Source organism: Flavobacterium sp. (genome assembly GCF_041911335.1).
GTDB lineage: Bacteria > Bacteroidota > Bacteroidia > Flavobacteriales > Flavobacteriaceae > Flavobacterium.
In genome coordinates, this window is sequence record NZ_JAYRPD010000019.1 from 30,657 (window position 1) to 47,755 (window position 17,099).

General features: G+C 32.5%; 18 protein-coding genes. 7 read left to right on the top strand and 11 right to left on the bottom strand.

What is annotated here, in order from left to right; all coding sequences use genetic code 11:
- Nucleotides 1-55 precede the first annotated feature (55 nt).
- The 4 genes from ACE3PD_RS02150 to ACE3PD_RS02165 all read left to right on the top strand — a co-directional run bounded on the left by ACE3PD_RS02150 (nucleotide 56) and on the right by ACE3PD_RS02165 (nucleotide 5,090).
- The gene (locus ACE3PD_RS02150) at nucleotides 56-2,974 is read left to right on the top strand and encodes a glycoside hydrolase family 3 N-terminal domain-containing protein (protein ID WP_374399091.1); all 2,919 of its coding nucleotides are present in this window, start codon (nucleotides 56-58) and stop codon (nucleotides 2,972-2,974) included.
- Between the two features lie 39 nt (nucleotides 2,975-3,013).
- Nucleotides 3,014-3,469, top strand: a complete 456-nt coding sequence (locus ACE3PD_RS02155) for a DUF1801 domain-containing protein (protein ID WP_374399093.1) — start codon at nucleotides 3,014-3,016, stop codon at nucleotides 3,467-3,469.
- Nucleotides 3,470-3,534: 65 nt separating this feature from the next.
- Nucleotides 3,535-4,668 carry an N-acetyl-alpha-D-glucosaminyl L-malate synthase BshA gene (gene bshA / locus ACE3PD_RS02160; protein ID WP_374399095.1) on the top strand — a complete coding sequence of 378 codons (1,134 nt, stop codon included), beginning with the start codon at nucleotides 3,535-3,537 and terminating at the stop codon, nucleotides 4,666-4,668.
- The gene (locus ACE3PD_RS02165; protein WP_374399097.1) at nucleotides 4,665-5,090 is read left to right on the top strand and encodes a protease complex subunit PrcB family protein; all 426 of its coding nucleotides are present in this window, start codon (nucleotides 4,665-4,667) and stop codon (nucleotides 5,088-5,090) included. Before bshA ends, ACE3PD_RS02165 begins: the two co-directional genes overlap by 4 nt.
- A 33-nt stretch (nucleotides 5,091-5,123) precedes the next feature.
- On the opposite strand, the gene ACE3PD_RS02170 is transcribed toward ACE3PD_RS02165, so the two are convergent.
- On the bottom strand, nucleotides 5,124-5,627 hold the full coding sequence (locus tag ACE3PD_RS02170) for a hypothetical protein (protein ID WP_374399099.1): 504 nt from the start codon (nucleotides 5,625-5,627) through the stop codon (nucleotides 5,124-5,126).
- 50 nt (nucleotides 5,628-5,677) lie between these two features.
- A complete protein-coding gene (locus ACE3PD_RS02175) occupies nucleotides 5,678-6,379 on the bottom strand; it encodes a hypothetical protein (RefSeq protein WP_374399101.1) in 702 nt (233 codons plus the stop codon).
- Between the two features lie 264 nt (nucleotides 6,380-6,643).
- On the opposite strand from ACE3PD_RS02175, the gene aroC reads away from it, so the two are divergent.
- Nucleotides 6,644-7,708 carry a chorismate synthase gene (gene aroC / locus ACE3PD_RS02180; protein WP_374399103.1) on the top strand — a complete coding sequence of 355 codons (1,065 nt, stop codon included), beginning with the start codon at nucleotides 6,644-6,646 and terminating at the stop codon, nucleotides 7,706-7,708.
- 139 nt (nucleotides 7,709-7,847) lie between these two features.
- Nucleotides 7,848-8,726: a T9SS type A sorting domain-containing protein gene (locus tag ACE3PD_RS02185; RefSeq protein ID WP_374399105.1), complete on the top strand. Its 879-nt coding sequence runs from the start codon at nucleotides 7,848-7,850 to the stop codon at nucleotides 8,724-8,726.
- A 33-nt stretch (nucleotides 8,727-8,759) separates the two neighbouring features.
- Here ACE3PD_RS02185 and ACE3PD_RS02190 read toward each other — a convergent pair whose 3' ends face one another.
- The 3 genes from ACE3PD_RS02190 to ACE3PD_RS02200 form a co-directional block, all read right to left on the bottom strand.
- A complete protein-coding gene (locus ACE3PD_RS02190; RefSeq protein WP_374399107.1) occupies nucleotides 8,760-8,903 on the bottom strand; it encodes a hypothetical protein in 144 nt (47 codons plus the stop codon).
- Nucleotides 8,904-8,975: 72 nt separating this feature from the next.
- Nucleotides 8,976-9,398 carry a thiol-disulfide oxidoreductase DCC family protein gene (locus tag ACE3PD_RS02195; protein ID WP_374399109.1) on the bottom strand — a complete coding sequence of 141 codons (423 nt, stop codon included), beginning with the start codon at nucleotides 9,396-9,398 and terminating at the stop codon, nucleotides 8,976-8,978.
- 69 nt (nucleotides 9,399-9,467) lie between these two features.
- Nucleotides 9,468-11,636 carry a DNA mismatch repair protein MutS gene (locus tag ACE3PD_RS02200; protein ID WP_374399111.1) on the bottom strand — a complete coding sequence of 723 codons (2,169 nt, stop codon included), beginning with the start codon at nucleotides 11,634-11,636 and terminating at the stop codon, nucleotides 9,468-9,470.
- Between the two features lie 83 nt (nucleotides 11,637-11,719).
- Here ACE3PD_RS02200 and ACE3PD_RS02205 point away from each other — a divergent pair, with 83 nt between their 5' ends.
- The gene (locus ACE3PD_RS02205) at nucleotides 11,720-12,385 is read left to right on the top strand and encodes a uracil-DNA glycosylase (protein WP_374399113.1); all 666 of its coding nucleotides are present in this window, start codon (nucleotides 11,720-11,722) and stop codon (nucleotides 12,383-12,385) included.
- 409 nt (nucleotides 12,386-12,794) lie between these two features.
- Here ACE3PD_RS02205 and ACE3PD_RS02210 read toward each other — a convergent pair whose 3' ends face one another.
- Genes ACE3PD_RS02210 through ACE3PD_RS02235 form a run of 6 tightly spaced genes read right to left on the bottom strand, consistent with a single transcriptional unit; the run spans nucleotide 12,795 to nucleotide 17,075 of the window.
- Nucleotides 12,795-13,328, bottom strand: a complete 534-nt coding sequence (locus tag ACE3PD_RS02210; protein ID WP_374399115.1) for a hypothetical protein — start codon at nucleotides 13,326-13,328, stop codon at nucleotides 12,795-12,797.
- A gap of 11 nt (nucleotides 13,329-13,339) precedes the next feature.
- Nucleotides 13,340-13,933 (bottom strand): hypothetical protein, encoded by a 594-nt coding sequence (locus tag ACE3PD_RS02215; protein WP_374399117.1) that lies wholly within the window; start codon nucleotides 13,931-13,933, stop codon nucleotides 13,340-13,342.
- A gap of 38 nt (nucleotides 13,934-13,971) precedes the next feature.
- A complete protein-coding gene (locus ACE3PD_RS02220; RefSeq protein WP_194095478.1) occupies nucleotides 13,972-14,901 on the bottom strand; it encodes a transglutaminase in 930 nt (309 codons plus the stop codon).
- A gap of 27 nt (nucleotides 14,902-14,928) precedes the next feature.
- A complete protein-coding gene (locus ACE3PD_RS02225; protein WP_374399119.1) occupies nucleotides 14,929-15,774 on the bottom strand; it encodes a substrate-binding domain-containing protein in 846 nt (281 codons plus the stop codon).
- A gap of 51 nt (nucleotides 15,775-15,825) precedes the next feature.
- Complete coding sequence (locus ACE3PD_RS02230) at nucleotides 15,826-16,692, bottom strand: nucleoside phosphorylase (protein WP_374399121.1); 867 nt, start codon at nucleotides 16,690-16,692, stop codon at nucleotides 15,826-15,828.
- A 50-nt stretch (nucleotides 16,693-16,742) separates the two neighbouring features.
- Nucleotides 16,743-17,075 (bottom strand): translation initiation factor, encoded by a 333-nt coding sequence (locus ACE3PD_RS02235; protein WP_374399222.1) that lies wholly within the window; start codon nucleotides 17,073-17,075, stop codon nucleotides 16,743-16,745.
- Between the last annotated feature and the right edge of the window lie 24 nt (nucleotides 17,076-17,099).

A 17,099-nucleotide genomic window follows, 5' to 3' on the forward strand; every position in this document is an offset into this window, starting at 1 on the left:
GATGTAGTATTTTGGCATGGATTTAGTTCTAAGTTAAAAAATCAAACTATAATTTATGCAAAGAGTGCTCACACTACTATTTTCGGTAGTTTTCATACATATATCATTTTCCCAAAATAAAACTAAACCTGTTTTAACTGCTAAAAAAGTAGTTTCACAACAGGTTTGGGTCGACAGTATATACAACCAATTTTCGTTTGAAGAAAAAGTTGGGCAGTTGTTTATGGTTGCCGCATATTCTAATAAAGATGAAGCACACAATAAATCCATTGATAAATTAGTAGAAGAATATAAAATTGGAGGTTTAATTTTCTTTCAAGGTGGACCAGTGCGTCAAGCAAAATTAACCAATAGATATCAAGCAAAATCAAAAGTGCCATTGTTCATCGGAATTGATGCCGAATGGGGTTTAAGCATGCGATTAGATTCTACCTATCGTTATCCATGGAACATGACATTAGGTGCAGTTCAAGACATGAAATTGATTGAAAAAGCCGGAAATCAAATGGCAAAACAATCAAAACGAATGGGAATTCACTTCAATTTTGCTCCAGTTGTTGACATCAATACGAATCCAAAAAATCCAATTATTGGCAATCGTTCGTTTGGAGAAACTAAAGAAAACGTAACCGCTAGAGCCATTGCTTTAATGAAAGGTTTACAAGATGAAGGTGTTTATGCAACAGCGAAACATTTCCCAGGTCATGGCGATACATCAACCGATTCACATCATACATTACCTGTTGTAAATTTCGACAGAAATCGTTTGAACGATGTAGAACTTTTTCCTTATAAAGAATTGATTAAAAACGGATTAACTAGTGTTATGGTGGCGCATTTGAATGTGCCAAGTTTAGAGCCAAGAGAAAATTATCCAACTTCAATTTCGTACCCAGTAGTTACTGATATTCTAAAAAAAGAATTGCAATTTGAGGGTTTAATTTTTACAGATGCCTTGAATATGAAAGGTGCAAGTAATTTCAAAAAGCCTGGAGATATAGATTTAGAAGCTTTTTTAGCTGGAAATGATGTTTTGTTATTTGCTGAAAATGTTCCGGTTGCGATTAAAAAATTCAAAGAAGCTTTTGATGCTGGAATTATTACAGAGAAACGTTTGATGTATTCGGTAAAAAAGATTTTAGCGTATAAATACAAAGCGAACTTGAACAACTATCAACCAATCGTTTTAGATAATTTATACAAAGATTTGAATGCAGTTGAATATGATGCTTTGAATTATAAATTATACGAAAACGCAATAACAGTAATCAAAAATCACGATAAATTAGTTCCGGTTCGCGATATTGAAAAAGAGAAAATCGCTTACATTAAATTAGGAAACGATAAATCCGATACCTTTCTGGCAAATTTGAGAAATTACGCTTCAATTAGTGAAATTACCAATAAGAATTTAGATTCGGTTTTAGTACAATTACAAGATTATACGAAAGTAATTATTGGTTATCACAAACAAGATGGCGCTTGGAGAAATCACAATTTAAATTTCAAAGAAATGCTTTGGATTAACCAAATTGCAAAACAAAATGATGTTATTTTAACCTGTTTCACAAAACCATATTCTTTAACCAATTTAAAAAACTTCGAGGATATTGAAACTATTGTTGTGGCGTATCAAAACAATGATATTGCTCAAACTATTGCCCCTCAAATTATCTTTGGAGCTATGGGAGCAAAAGGGAAATTACCTGTTTCAATTGACGACGAATTCAAAGTAAACGAAGGAATTGAAACTTTAGAAATTAAACGATTAGGGTTTTCTATTCCTGAAAATGTGGGCATGAATTCAAAAGTTTTGACTAAAATCGATTCCATTGCCAACTACGCTATTTCTAAGAAAATGACACCGGGTATTCAAGTGGTTGTTGCAAGAAAAGGGAAAGTTATTTACCAAAAATCCTTTGGAAATCACACGTATGAATCGAATCAAAAAGTGAGCAACACTGATGTTTATGACATTGCTTCTCTAACAAAAATTGTAGCTACTTTACCTAATGTAATGCAAGAATTTGATCAAGGTCATTTGACTTTAGAAACGAAGTTAAAATCCATGTTGCCAGCGGCTAAAAATTCGAATAAAGCTAATGCGACGGTTTTAGATATGTTAACCCATCAAGCCCGTTTTCAACCTTGGATTCCGTTTTATAAAGCTACTTTGGATAGTTTAAACCGACCTAGTACTCATTATTATAGAAGTGAATTTTCAACAGAATTTCCAATTCATGTTGCCGATAAATTATACTTAAGAAAAGACTACAATGATTCGATTGTTAAAACTATTTTGGACAGCGAATTATTGCCTAAAAAACAATACAAATACAGTGATTTTACTTTTATTCTATTTAAAGAATATTTGGAAATGCATAATAAAAAATCGCTTGAAGATTTAGCACACGATAATTTTTTTGAGCCACTTGGAGCGAATTCTATCATGTATAATCCGTTGCGAAAAATGAATGCGAATAGAGTAATTCCAACAGAAAATGACAATTATTTCAGACATCAAGTTGTGCAAGGTTATGTTCACGATATGGCAGCGGCGATGCAAGGAGGAATTTCAGGTCATGCTGGTTTATTTGCAAATGCTTTGGATGTAGCTAAAGTGATGCAAATGTATCTTCAAAAAGGAACTTATGGCGGAAGAACATATATTACCGAAAATACGTTTAACACCTTTAATACATGTTATTTCTGTAAAGACGGCAATAGAAGAGGAGTTGGTTTTGATAAACCGCAATTAGGAAATGAAGGTCCAACATGCGGTTGTGTTTCCTTAACAAGTTTCGGACATACAGGATTTACTGGAACCATGACTTGGGCTGACCCAGAAAAAGAAATTGTATATGTTTTCCTATCAAACAGAACGTATCCAGATTCTAACGCAGCGAATAAACTATCTAAAGAAAATATCAGAGAGAATATTCAAAGAGTAATTTACGAAGCAATTGTTGAGTAATTTTTGTAAATTTAATTCTCTAATTTAAAAAGACAAACCATGACATCAGAAGCAACTACAGTAGATCAATACATTAACGAAGCTCCAGAAGATAGAAGAGAAGCGTTGCATAAACTTAGAAATATAATCTTAGAAAATCTTCCAGAAGGATTTCAGGAAGGCATGGGATATGGTATGGCAGGATATGTGGTGCCACATTCCATTTATCCACAAGGTTATCATTGTAATCCAAAGCAAGCTTTACCTTTCATGGGATTTGCAAGTCAGAAAAACAGTATCAATTTCTACCACATGGGAATTTATGCAAAACCTGAATTGTATGATTGGTTTGTAACCGAATATCCAAAACACTCGAAACAAAAATTAGACATTGGTAAGAGTTGTTTGCGCATCAAAAAGCCTGAAAATATTCCGTTTGAATTGATTGGCGAATTAGTGAAAAAAGTCACAGTAGCCGATTGGATTGCAACCTACGAAGCGGCATTTAAAAAATAATTTTTAACAAATGTTTTAGAATTGCCAACGCTAGAAGTGGTAATTTTATTTCAAAATTTATATAAATGAAAATTGCGATAGTTTGTTATCCTACATTTGGAGGAAGTGGTGTTGTAGCGACCGAACTTGGTTTGGAATTAGCTAAAAGAGGTCACGAAATTCACTTCATAACCTACAGTCAGCCTGTGCGTTTAGCATTATTAAATCAAAATGTACATTACCATGAAGTTCACGTTCCCGAATATCCGTTGTTTCACTATCAACCTTATGAATTAGCGCTTTCGAGTAAGTTAGTTGATATGGTAAAATTGTACAAAATAGATGTTTTACATGTACATTATGCAATTCCACATGCATACGCGGGTTACATGGCAAAACAAATGTTAGCGGATGAAGGCATTCATATTCCAATGGTAACTACATTGCACGGAACCGATATTACGTTGGTTGGAAACCATCCATTTTATAAGCCTGCAGTTAGTTTTAGTATCAATAAATCAGATGTTGTAACTAGCGTTTCACAAAGCTTAAAAGATGATACCTATCGCTTGTTTGATATCAAAAATGAAATTGAAGTTATCCCAAATTTCATTGAATTAAACAAAGACAAATTGAAAGAAAACATTCCTTGTCATAGATCTTTAATGGCAAATGAAGAAGAAAAAATCATCACACATATTTCCAATTTCAGAAAAGTAAAACGCATTGAAGATATTGTACGCATCTTTTATGAGATTCAGAAAGAAGTACCATCAAAATTAATGATGGTGGGAGAAGGTCCAGAAAAAGAAGGAGCAGAGCAATTATGTGAACAATTAGGCATCCAAAGCAAAGTGATTTTCTTCGGAAACAGTAATGAAATTGATAAGATTTTATGCTTCTCAGATTTATTCTTATTGCCTTCAGAAACAGAAAGTTTTGGTTTAGCAGCTTTAGAAGCAATGGCTTGTGGAGTTCCAGTAATTTCTAGTAATTCTGGTGGTTTACCTGAAGTAAATAAAGATGGTTTTTCAGGTTATTTAAGTGATGTAGGAGATGTTGCTAAAATGAGTCGTGATGCTATTTCTTTGTTAAAAGATGAAGATAAGTTGGCTCAGTTTAAAGTAAATGCATTAGAAACAGCTAAACTTTTCGATATTCAAAACATAATGCCATTGTATGAACAAGTGTATTTTAAAGCTTTAAATTGTAAATTATGATTAAAATTTTACCACTACTTTTTTTAATGATGTCATGTAGTTCGCCTAAAACTGTCTCAGATAATTCATTTTCTATCATTCATAAAAGTGAAATTGGTGGTTCTGATAAACCAGGACATCTTTTAATACAAGATAATGAAGCGTATATTCAGTTTATAGAATCATTAAAATTGGATGAATCAGAATATGCTAATTTTTTAAAAGTAGATTTTAAGAAGAAGAATGTTTTGGTTTTATTTCAGGGACAAAAAAACTCAGGAGGTTACGCTATTGATATAGAATCTGTCAGTAATAATGACAATACAATAGTAGTAAAGAAAAGCGAAATTGGCCCCAAAAAAGGGGAGATAGCTACAACGGTAATAACTACTCCGTATTGTATAGCGTTAATTCCTAAAGGAAATAAATTAATTATAGAATAAAAAAAGTCCCGATTAAATCGGGACTTTTATATTTTACCATCTGTATCTGATTCCTAAAGCGATATCTGGACCAAAATCATTATTAATATTGTCATTAAAATAAATTTCTGGTCTAAAGTCAAGAGATAATTGTATTGGTGCTTCCTCGAAATTATATTCAATTCCTATATCTCCTGCAGCAAATAATACTGTTTCACTTTCACCATTGTATCTAACGCCATTAAATGTATAATCTTTACCATTCCATGAACCAATTCCTCCACCTACACCAGCGTACCAATTAAAACCACCTTCAATGTTCCATACCCATTGATAAATTCCTGTTAATTTGAATGCACTATATTCTTTTCCATCTCTCCATCCCAAATCAAGTTCTAAGCGGTTGTTTTTACTTAATCCTCTTTGATAAGAAATTTCACCACCAAAGCCATCATTGTCTCCTAAACGTAAACCTAATGCGTTTTTAGAAATGTCCTGAGCCTGTGCGCTGAATGCTAAGCCTAGTAGCATAAAAGCAGATAAAATTAATTTCTTCATAATAAATGTTTTTACAAATATAGCCAATTTTTTACAAATACTATGCCAATTTAATTAACTACATAAATATCTAAATACTCTTTTTGATTTTGAGTACCTGATGGATCGATTCCAAATTGTGTTGCAACAGTTGAGTTTATACTATATGTTGTATCAGTATTTACATAGACAACGCCAATTCCTTCAGCAGTATAAATTGTTGATACTATTAAATCTTGTGGCGCTAAAACGGTTATAGGGATAGTAAAACCACCAACTGTTTGTTCCGAGACAACAGATACATTAAGTTTAATTTTTGTTGATTTTACATTTGGAAAAGAATCTCCATTTGGAGAAGTAAAAGTTGTAAAACTTTCGCCTCCATAACTTTGTAAAGAATAGCTAATAGTTAATGGATATCCATTATATGTTTCTTGGATAACACCTGTTACAGGCGAACTATTTAAAGCTTGATTATTAGAAGCATTACTATTGAAAATAACAAAATCATCTAAGGATAAATCCAAATTTATTGGCAAATTTTGACCCGAAGCTAAAGACAAATCTCCTGATAATAACAATCTTGAATCAACTTTTCTAACTCCATTATTTCTTAGTGATGACGAGTAAAATCCTGTCGCCATATCATCTCTAGTTTGAAATTTTTTATAGGTTTTAGAGTTAAAAACAACATCTCCAGATATGTATAATGAATCTCTAGTTAATGTACCTTGGCTATCTACATCGTAAGTCCAATAATTATTATTGTTCAATGGTATTGTAAAATTAGCACCTCCATTACCACTTTCATCCTCACTTGAACAGGATACAAATAAAGATGTGGTAGTAAAAAATGTTAAAAGAATGATTTTTTTCATGTCAGTTTGGGTTAAATTAATATGCTAATATACTATTTTAACTTAATTTATTGAGAATATTTTATTTAAAAATGGGAATGTTTTTTTTATTTCTACTATTTTTCAAATAATCATTACATTTGTTACTATATGTTAAATGAATTCAGATAAATATTAATTATGGCAGGAAATACTTTTGGAAAGTTGTTGAAATTAACCACTTTTGGTGAATCGCATGGGGAAGCTTTAGGTGGTATACTTGATGGCTGTCCAGCTGGAATTTCAATTGATTTTTATTTTATTCAATCAGAAATGCAAAGAAGAAAGCCTGGACAATCCTCTATTGTAACACAGAGAAAGGAAGAAGATGAAGTACAATTTTTATCAGGTATTTTCGAGGGAAAAACTACAGGAACACCAATAGGTTTTATTATTCCAAATACCAATCAAAAATCTGATGATTATTCACATATAAAAGATACCTATCGTCCAAGCCATGCCGATTATGTTTACGAACAGAAATACGGTATTCGAGATTATCGTGGTGGAGGCAGAAGTTCGGCACGTGAAACTGCAAGTAGAGTTGTAGGTGGCGCTATAGCTAAACAAATTATCCCAAACATTAAAATAAATGCTTTTGTTTCTTCTGTTGGCGAAATTTTCATCGATAAACCTTATCAAGATTTAGATTTTTCAAAGATTGAAAGTAATGCGGTTCGTTGTCCTGATTCAGCAACTGCAGAAAAGATGGAACAACACATCAAAGAAATTAAAAAGCAAGGCGATACGGTTGGAGGAACAATAACTTGTGTTATTCAAAATGTACCGATTGGTTTAGGCGAACCTGTTTTTGATAAATTACATGCCGAATTAGGAAAAGCTATGTTATCAATTAACGCTGTAAAAGGATTTGAATTTGGAAGTGGTTTCTGTGGTGCCAAAATGAAAGGTAGCGAACACAACGATTCATACAATCCAGATGGAACTACGAAAAGTAACCTTTCTGGAGGAATTCAAGGTGGAATTTCTAATGGAATGGATATTTACTTCAGAGTAGCTTTTAAACCTGTTGCAACATTAATTCAAAAACAAGAAGTATTAACCAATCAAGGTGAAATTATTGAGCAACAAGGAAAAGGGCGTCACGATCCATGTGTGGTACCAAGAGCCGTTCCTATTGTAGAAGCTATGGCTGCTTTAGTTATTGCCGATTATTTTTTACAAGATAAAGTCTATAGTATTTAAATGTGACTCTTTGTGTTTAAAATAATTAGATTTAAAAGTTTTTATATTTTAGTAATAATTTAAATTGTTAATTTTCAGTATAATATTAATTTAGTATTATTTTTTTTATAAATTTGTTAAAACTTTAAAACATTTTTATATGAAAAAAATTCTACTCTCTATCTTATTAATCACTTCAAATTCATTTTATGGACAAGAAGTAATTTATGAAACTACCCACGCTGGTACTACAGGTGCCGAAATTACACCTACAGCAAATGGTCCAGCATGTCAAATGGGTGATGCAATAGTTTTAGGAGGAACTGCAAGATATTTGAATTCTATAACAGTTGATTTGTTTAATTTAAATGATGCAACCCCTTTTTCTGTTACAATGACTTTATATTCTGATTGTCCAACAGTAACTGGAGCTGGAGCTTGTGGTTCTGGAATAGGTACATTAATTCCAGGTTCCTCAGTTACCGTTAATGTAACTGCACCACCTGCAACATTAGGAACAGTCTTCGAAGTCGTTTTTCCTTATAGCGGTCTAGATTTATCAGGGCAAACAGATAATGGAATTACTGTGATGATAAATGCAAGTAGAGCAAATGTCTTTTGGATATTAGGTGAAACACCTACTATTGGTAGTATGCCTGCTGGAGAAACAGGATTTGGTTTTGCAACTCGTTGTGGTAGTTCTGGAACCAATAATGGATGTGCAAGAAATTTTGGATTAGCCAATAATTTTGCAATGACGATTGATGCTAATTTAACATTATCAAGTGATAATTTTGGAGATAATAGTCTTGATAAAATAGCACTTTATCCTAATCCTGTTATTTCTATTTTAAGTATTTCAAATGCTAATATTTATGAAATAAGAAACGTTTTTGTAACGGATATAAATGGTAGAAAAATTAAAAAACAAAGTGATTCATTTTCTGAAATTGATGTTTCTGATTTAAATTCAGGAGTTTACTTCTTAACAATTGAAGCTGCAGAAGGAAAAACAACTAAGAAATTTATTAAACAATAATTTCTTAACTACATAAAACCAAAAACGACCAAATTATTGGTCGTTTTTTTTCTTTTTATCACTATTCATCATTAGCATTACTGCGCCTACTAAACCGAGACACACAAGTGCAAAAACAATAATCATGATGAATGTTCCATTGCTATGCGAATAAAGTGGTAATAATAAATTTGTCATAGTTACAAAGGTTAGAATTTAAGCAAAGATATAATTTAACAATTGTTTATTACCTGATAATTATCATGTAACTTATTCTAAAAACTTAGCTCTTAATTCGGGGGTTGGAATCATACAAGCGTCTTTTTTGCCATACCATTTGTATCGGTTTTTTGCTACATAATCGTAAACGAAATCTCTTAATCCCGTTGGTAATATAGTAAAAACAGTTGCTAAAGTAAAAATACCACTCAATCCTTTTGCAATTTGCAAAGCAGCTGTTGATTTGTAATAATAGGAAATTCCAGGTTCATACAACACGATACTATCTGTATGAATAGGATTAATTCCAATATGTTTTAAAATTTTTTGGCCCAATTCTGATTGAAGCGAAACAAACCGAAAAACATCTTTTTTATCATGCTTAATAACATATTGAACGGATGAGTTGCAAAGGTTGCAAACACCATCAAATAATATTATCTTTTTATCTTGTGGTAAATCAGCTATTTCCATATATCAAGGTCAAGTTCAAATTCAATGTCAATTTCAAGTTTAAAAATTGGGAAAATATCTCTTTGTAACTTAAACAGGTTGCACGTATTCCAATTGGTCTAAACTTACTTTTGAGGTGAAAATTCCATAGTTCACAGTTGCTTTTGATTTTTCGATAGCGTCTATAGTTCCAATGGCTTTTCCGTCTTTCATTCGAACTCGGTCACCAACTTTTAGTACAACTTTAGGTTTGTTTTCTTCTTCAATTTTGGCTTTGATTTTCTTTTCTTTTTTAACTACTCGAATTTCCTCTACCTTGACTTTTACTTCTTCTTCTACTTTTTTCTGAATAACTTCTTTGACTTTCTTTTCTTTAGCTGAGAGTTTTCTACGTTTTGAATTTTCGATTTCAACCATTTTCAAAAACTCACCAATCAACGTCTTTTTGTCTTTGTTGTTGAAGTAGCTTTCCGAAATATCATCTATTTTTTGTCCGATGTAAATCAAACGTTGGTTGGCATCGTACAATTCTTGATAACGCTCTAATTTCTCTTGAATTTTCGCATTGATGGTTTCCATTTTTTTGCTTTCTTCACGGGCTTTCGTTTCTTCTTCTTTTAATGTTAAAGACGTTTTTTCTAATTTAGAGCGTTCTTTCTGAAGAGTTGCAATGGTTTTGTCGAAACGAACTTTTCCGCCTTCAATTTTCTTTTTAGCACGATTGATTAATCCGAAAGGAATGCCATTTTTTTGCGCTACTTCAAACGTAAACGAACTTCCGGCTTGACCTAAAATCAATTTGTACATCGGTTCTAATGATTTTTCATCAAACATCATGTTTGCATTGGAAGCGTAAGGCAATTCGTTGGCTAATATTTTTAAATTACTGTAATGGGTAGTTATAATTCCGAAAGCTTCACGAGCATAAAATTCTTCTAAAAATGTTTCTGCCAAAGCACCTCCCAATTCAGGGTCAGAACCCGTTCCGAATTCATCAATTAAGAACAAGGTTTTAGCGTTACATTTCTTTAAAAAGTAGTTCATGTTCTTCAATCGGTAACTATACGTACTTAAATGATTTTCAATAGATTGATTATCACCAATATCTGTTAAAATTCTATCGAATAAAAAGGTTTCGCTTCGTTCGTGAACCGGAATTAATATCCCACTTTGCAACATCAATTGTAGTAATCCAACGGTTTTTAAGGAAATCGTTTTTCCACCAGCATTCGGACCAGAAATCACAATAATGCGACTTTCGTTATGCAATTCGATGGTTTGTGGATAGGTAACTGCTTTCTTTTCCTTGTTGTTTAAATACAAAATAGGGTGGTAGGCTTCTCGGAAAAACATTCGCTTTTCTTCGATAATATTTGGAAGAATTCCATTGATTTTGTTGGCATATTTTGCTTTTGCAGCAATCACATCAACATCACTCAAAAAGTCTTGATAAGCCGCAATAGTTTCGGTAAACGGGCGAATTTCATTCGTTAAGCGTTTTAAAATTCGCATGATTTCTTCGCGTTCTTCATACTCTAAATTATTTAACTCACGAGAATAGCGTTGCGCTGCTTCTGGTTCAATGTAAGCGATACTACCTGTTTTAGAACTTCCTAAAATAGAACCTTTCACTTTTTTACGATACATAGCTAAAACCGCTAAAACTCTACGATTTTCAACCACGGTTTCTCTAATATCATCTAAATAACCAAGTGAATTATATTGACTCAAAGCCATACCAAAACTCTGGTTGATTTTTCCTCGTACTACATTGATATTTCGGCGAATATCCACCAAATCAGGGGAAGCGTTGTCTTTTATGATTCCGAATTTATCAACCACTTCATCAATACGTTGGATGATTAATTTTACAATGTCAATTTGAGAAGCTTTTTGATGAAGATTTGGATAATAATCTTCGAATTTCTTTAAAAACTGAATCAATGTAATCGCCGTTTCTGATAGATTGGCAATTTTTTTAAAACTTCCAACTTCCAAGAAACTATCTTCGATAGCTAAGAATTTTAGTTCGTAGTTGATGTTCTCGAATCCGTGGTTCGGAATAGCGTTATTGTTGGAAAACGAAGATAAATATTCAGAAGTTTGCTTTAAGTTAATAAGCAGTTCTTCTTTATTTTTAAACGGTGTTATGGCCATCGCTTTTTCTTCACCAATATCAGTGTTACAGCGACTGGCAATGGTTTCTAAAACCGTATTGAATTCTAAATCTTGTAGCGTTTTTTCTGTAATCGAAATCATTTTTCTTTTTCTGTTAGGTCAAAGTTACAAAGTAATAAATCCATATTGCAACAGAAATTTATATTTTTGGTAAAAATTATAAAATGTTTATCAAAAACCAGAGTTGGGAAACCTTATTAGAATCTGAATTTCAGAAGCCTTATTTCGTAAAACTCATGCAACAAGTGGAGCAAGAATACGCCACAACGACTTGTTTTCCGCCAAAAGAATTGATTTTTTCTGCTTTTGAACAATTTGATTTTCAAGATACGAAAGTGGTGATTATTGGACAAGATCCGTATCATGGAACAGGTGAGGCGAATGGTTTGTGTTTTTCGGTGAATGATGGAGTTGCCATTCCGCCTTCGTTGAAAAATATTTTTACAGAAATAAATTCGGAGTACGATAGAATTCTTTTTCCAACATCGGGTAATTTAGAGTGTTGGGCAAAGCAAGGTGTTTTGTTATTAAATGCTGGTTTAACGGTAAGAAAAGACGAAGCTAACAGCCACAAACATTTAAAATGGAACGTTTTTACAGATGCGGTAATTGATGTGATAAATCAAAAATCGGAAAACGTGGTATTTTTATTATGGGGCAGTTTTGCTCAGAAAAAAGGAAAACTTATCGATAGAGAAAAACATTTGGTTTTAGAAAGCGGACATCCGTCACCTTTAAGCGCTAACAGAGGCATGTGGTTTGGAAATAATCATTTTAAATTGACGAATGCGTATTTGAAAGAAAAGGGAAAAGAAGCGATAGAGTGGTAATTAATTATTTTAAATAATTAGACTTTTCTAATCTGTTTATTATCGTAAAATCCATAAGTAATCCTAATCCAGCACCTATTCCATACATTAGGAATATCTAAAGGATTGTAAGTTGTTCAGAAAAGAGGAATTTTATTTAGTTGAAATAACTCAACAATAACTCCAAATGAAAAAGTATATACAGCAACAAATATTCTTGATTTAGTTACTGTTAGCTAGTCTCTTAAGCCTAATTGAAGTAATAAGTAAAGATTTAATGTGAGTAGTACATCAATTACATAGCCACCTTTAAATTTTTTAATAATTCCTTAATAATTTGGACCAATTAAAAAATATAATATCCCAACAATTAAAGAAATGCAAAATATCAAATATTTACTTTGCTTATTATTCATTTTATTTTACATACCTAATTTACTGTAAACTCTAGAATATTGTTTGTAGCACCAACAGTAGTAGTATTAATTATTACGGTTACTTCATCTTGAGAATCTAATGAAACTATTCGTGGTTCTACAACTACTCTGTATTGTCCTGGGCTTAATGTGATATCAGTATTATATTCGTAAATAGTATCTAAAGTGTCTAATTGCTGGATACCTGAAATATAGCTTCCTACGAAATTATCTCCTTTTGTAGCGGTAATAGTAGTTGGGATATAGTTTTCCCAAGTTCCTGAAGCGTTTCTTTTTTGCATTGAATAATTAAAAAAGAAAGATCTTGAAGTTGTTGTTAAAAACAAATCAAGGGGAGAACCTGAGCCATAATTTAGGATTCTGTCAAAGTTGCAACTAACATTTAAAACATTGCCAGAAGCGCTGACTTCGATTTTATTGTTAACTGTAACCGCTTTTGTTGAAAAAAATTCATCATCACTTTCGGTACAACCTGTGAATAATAATGTGATGATAGCTATAGTTAGATAATGTATGTATTTTTTCATTGTATATTATTTTAAAAACGATAACCTAAGTTAAGACCTAAACGAGATACAGTTGAAGGGCTATCACTATTGAATAAATTTTTTCCAATTCCTACTGTTAAATCGATAACAAAACTCTCTTTAAAGTATAGTTTGTATCCAACGGCTGCTCCTAAAGCAATATCGTTGTAATCTTTTTTAGTTACCACAACATAATCGGCTGCGCCATTATTTAACGTTTTTAGCTCTTTATATTGACCTCCATTTATATTAGAGAAAGCTTCTAAGTAGTATAAATTTGTAGCGCTTTTAGACATCGCATAGCGAACATAAGGAACAACTTGATATTCAATCATCGTTCGAGTATCATCTTTAAGAAAGTCTTCTTTTTTATTTGATTTGTTAAAAGCTAATCCCGAGATACCAACTGAAAAATCTTTATTTAGAAATCGTTCATAAGATATTCCTAATCTTCCATTACCAATTAAGTTTAAGACATCTACTTTTATTTCGTTTTTTTTAGAAAATATAGGAGATGTAATTGTGTCGGTAGCACCGCTATCGTTTGATTGCGCAAAAGTACTTAGCGACAGAAATAGGCCTAATAAACAGCTAATTCTTTTCATGTGTAAGGTTAATATTTTTGTAAATATAGAAATTTTTATCAATTAAAAGTCAGCTCGCCAAGAATTTCTTCGCTCATAAATTTACCACCTGGATAGGTGGCAGTGTAGTCTAAATTTAACCAAATTTGACCTCTTTCATCAATATGATAATGAATTTGTTGATTATGACTTTCTTGTTTAAAAAGCACTTCTTTAATTAAATAAATGGCAGTTTCTAAGTCGGTCTTATTGCCAATCAACATTTCAGGGTACAAATGTCCTCCCGTATGAATAATTCTAGGTGTTCCGCCAATTGCTTTAATACATGCTGCCATCAAAATAGCGTGATCATCACAATCCCCCGAAAAATGTTGTAAACTTTCTGAAGCATAAGCGATATATTCTCTTCCTTTTGGATCGTTAACATAATTCCAGCGGTTTCTAATTTCTTTAAAAACAGCAAAACACTGAATCATTCTTCGGGTTTCGCCAGTTTGTTTGATTTCTCTGAAATGTTTCGTTGTAGCATATAAGGCAAAGTTTCTAACTTTCGGATTAGAAAAATCTACCGCATTAATTATTTTAGATTTATTGGGAAAAGGAAGCAATTTGGCTACAATAATATCTTGTGGATTTGGTGTTTCGCTCATAGAATACACCATATAACGATAATCTTCAAAAACTCGATTAAAACCGTAATTTCCGAATAAAGTGCCGTACAACAAAGCAATTAGGTATAGAAAAACAATCAGAATAATGATGGTTTTTACCAATCGAAGAACAAGTTGGATAGCTACGAGAATAAGGATGAATATGATGATTCGATCCAAATGCAGTGACCATTCTAAATCGATTAAATTTTGATGTGCAATTAAAAAAAGTGGAATAGCAATTAAGATATTCAACAAAAAAATGACAACATTATCCCACGGCTTCGGTAAAGAAAGCTTTTCTTTGAGTTCGGCGATAGTTGGGATTTTTATTGTCATTTCGTTTAAAACGATAAAAATACGGAATTATTTAAGTATCGACTCTTTTGGTAGTTTTTTATCGATAATTTGAAGCTTCAAAAGTTGTTCCATTATTTTATCTAGAGTTGGAGCTGTCATTTGTTTTTGCGACCAACGTGTTAATTTTAACCATTCTTGAATCGCTTCCACTTTTTGATTGTATTTAGAAGCTAAGGTTCTGTCAATACTCGGAATCATTTTAAATTCTTCGGTTGTGGTATTGATGATGTCTAAAATTTGTTCAATAACTTTTGGATGTTGTTCCAAAACTTCATTGCGAACCGCAATCACAAAACAAGGCCAAGGCGTAGGGCAATCCGCAATTCTTCTAAAAATTCCTTTATCTACTAATGGTTGTGTCATAAAACGCTCCCACATGAAGTAATCTGCTTTTCCTGAAGATAAGCTTTCAACCGCTCCATCAATGGTGTTTACGATTTCAAATTGTAAGTTTTCGGTGTTCCAATTTTGATTTTGCGCATTCACAATACTCATTAAATGAGAACCAGAACCAATTCGAGAAATCGCAACTGTTTTATTTTCTAAATCGGAAAGTGATTTATAATTAGAATTAGCAGCAACGTGAATTCCCCAAATCAAAGGACTTTGGACATAAACTTGCACAATCTTGCTCGGATTTCCAGCTGCGATATCTTTTATTATGCCTTCAGTAAGAATTACAGCAATATCGGTTTCGCCATCGCGCAACATTTGACACATTTTTCCTGTACCTTCTGGAACGTCAGTCCATTGTAAATCGATTCCCATGGCTTCAAATTCGCCATCTTCGATACACATGTGCCAAGGTAAGTTGAAATGCTCGGGAACACCTGCTATTTTGATTGTTTTCATTCTTAAGTTTAAAAGTTTAAATGGTTAAGAGTTTAAAAGTGTTCCTTTTTGTTACTCTGCTAACTTATTTAAAGTATACTCAATTAATTCATCCACAGCTTTGTATGGGTCTTCACTGAAAGTTCCAGTTGCACGGTTAGCAATGATGGCATTTAAGGATAAACAGTTGTGACCTAATAGTTTTCCTAAACCATAAATAGCGCCAGTTTCCATTTCTAAATTCGTCATACGTGTTCCGTTGAAATTAAAACTATCCATTTTAGAATTTAATTCTGGATCTTGAATTCCTAAACGTACTACACGACCTTGTGGACCGTAAAATCCGCCTGCTGTTCCTGTGAATCCTTTGAAGATTTTATCGCTTTCTAATCTTTTTTCTAACGTTTTGCTTCCTGCAATTACGTATGGACGACCTTTTCTCATGTCCCAATTCGTTTGCTTGATGAATGCTTCTTCCATTTCTGTTTCCGAAATTTCGTCAATTAAATAGGAACGAAGCATGTTGTCTAATCCTAATCCATACTGACTCATTACAAAACTATCGCAAGGAATATCTGCTTGTAACGAACCCGAAGTTCCAATACGAACAATGTTTAATGAAGTCAATTCTTTTTTAACTGTTCTAGTTTCTAAATCAACGTTTACTAAAGCGTCTAATTCGTTCATCACGATGTCGATGTTGTCTGGACCAATTCCAGTTGACATCACGGTCATTCTTTTGCCTTTGTAAGTTCCCGTTTGTGTTTTAAATTCACGTTTTTGAGTCGTAAATTCAATTGAATCAAAGTGTTTTGTGATTTTTTCTACACGATTTTGATCCCCAACGAAGATAATATCGTTAGCGATTTGTCCAGGTTTTAAATTGATGTGATATACACTTCCGTCTGGATTTAATATTAATTCTGATGCTGCTATCATTTTATGTTTATTAGTTTATGAGTTTAAAAGTTTAAAAGTGTTTGGTACTTTTATCCTCCAACTCGTTTTGTTTTAAATCCTTTGTCTTGTAATAGTTTCATGATTTTATCACGATAATCGCCTTGAATGATGATTTCGCCATCTTTAAAAGTACCACCAACCGCTAATTTGCTTTTGATTTCCTTGGCTAAGATTTTAAAATCCTCATCTTCGCCTTCATATCCTGAAATAATCGTGGTAGGTTTTCCTTTACGCTTCTCATATTTACAAATCATTGGTTCTTTTTGAACGAATAATTCGTGAGTAAGAATTTCTTCTTTTTCTTCTTCTAAAGGCTGATGATCTGGAAATAGTTTTTTTAGTTGTTCTTCTAAACCACTCATAATTAATTTTTTAGAACGCGGATG